Annotated in this window: 1 protein-coding gene; it reads right to left on the bottom strand. The window is 59.1% G+C overall.

Going from position 1 to position 1512, the window contains the following annotated elements; translation table 11 throughout:
• Nucleotides 1-74: 74 nt before the first annotated feature.
• A protein-coding gene (locus WA367_RS00290) for an IS3 family transposase (RefSeq protein WP_336054896.1) occupies nucleotides 75-1426 on the bottom strand; the annotation gives its coding sequence in 2 pieces (ribosomal slippage) (nucleotides 75-1090 and nucleotides 1090-1426; 1353 coding nt in all).
• Nucleotides 1427-1512 lie beyond the last annotated feature (86 nt).

Raw genomic sequence — 1512 nt, 5'->3', positions numbered from 1 at the left:
TGTCCGTCGTCAGAGGTTTTGAGCAGTTCGGCGGCCTGATCTAGTGGAGGCTCTGGCTCATCAGGGTTTTCATCTTAAGCGGCGGCCTTGCGATGCAGCAAGCGCCGTTGGTTGATGGTTTCGCGTTTGATCCTCTCTCTTGTCTTCAGGATGGTCTGGCCGCGTCCGAAGTAGACGTCGGCCGGCGTGAGATTGCCGAGGCTCTCGTGGTAGCGCCGGTGGTTGTAGTGATCGACGAAGGCGCCGATCTGGGCTTCGAGAGCACCGGGCAGGAAGTGGTTTTCGAGCAGGATGCGGTTCTTCAGCGTTTGGTGCCATCGCTCGATCTTGCCCTGGGTCTGCGGATGACAAGGCGAACCACGGGTGTGCTCCATCCCTTGGCCGTTAAGCCAGGTTGCCAGTTCGCCGGCAACATAGCACGGACCATTATCTGACAAGAGGCGCGGACGTTGCATCACCTTGGCGTTGTCGCAACCTGATGCCTGCAGCGCCATCTCCAGCGTGTCGGTGACATCCCCGGCCTTCATCGTGGTGCACAGCTTCCAGGCGATGATGTAGCGCGAGTAATCATCGAGGATGGTCGAGAGATAGAACCAGCCCCAGCCGATGACCTTCAGATAGGTGAAGTCGGTCTGCCACAGCTGGTTCGGCGCCGTCGTCTTGTCATGGAACTCATCGGCAGCCTTGATGACGATGAAGGCTGGACTTGTGATCAGGTCCTGCGCCTTGAGCAGGCGGTAGACCGAGGATTCCGAGACGAAGTAGCCTCGCGTGTCGGTGAACGTCACCGCCAGTTCGCGCGGTGACAGCTCCGGCTCATCAAGCGCAAGGTCGATGATATTTTCTCGGATGTCGTCGGGAATGCGGTTCCAGACCCGCTTGGGCTGAGGCTTGCGATCTTCCAGCGCATCGACGCCGCCGGTGAGAAAGCGGTCATACCAGCGATTGAAAGTGGCGCGCGGAATGCCGAGCTTGTCCAGCGTTCGCTTGGCCGGAAGATGCGACTGCTCGACGAGCCGGATGATCTCCAGCTTCTCGGAGGCGGGGTATCTCATTCGCCGTCGCCCCCATCCGCGATCATGCTTTTTTTGAGCAGCCGCAGTTCCAGCGCCTGTTCGGCGACGACCTCTTTCAGATCGCGAGCCTCCTTGCGCAGCACCTTCACCTCGTCACTGGTTGCTGCACGCGCAGTGTCGCCGGCCAACCGCTTCTTGCCGGCTTCGAGGAACTCTTTCGACCAATTGTAATAGAGGCTCTCGGCAATGCCTTCGCGCCGGCAAAGCCCGGCAATCGACTCTTCACCGCGCAAACCTTCCAGCACGATGCGGATCTTCTCTTCCGCAGAATAATGCTTGCGGGTGGCTCGGCGGATGTCCTTGATGACCTTCTCCGCCGGCTCCTTCTGTGTCCCGGATTTCCGTCTCATCTTCGCTCCTTGAAGGGCTACGATGAGCCAGAAATCCTCCTCTATCCGTTAAGCCGAAATTGTCTCATTGGTGCTGAACCCGGACA

It is taken from the genome of Nitratireductor sp. CH_MIT9313-5 (assembly GCF_037029545.1).
Taxonomy (GTDB): domain Bacteria; phylum Pseudomonadota; class Alphaproteobacteria; order Rhizobiales; family Rhizobiaceae; genus Chelativorans.
The sequence above is the reverse complement of the archived record's forward strand: the minus strand, read 5'-3'. Positions and strand labels throughout refer to the sequence as shown.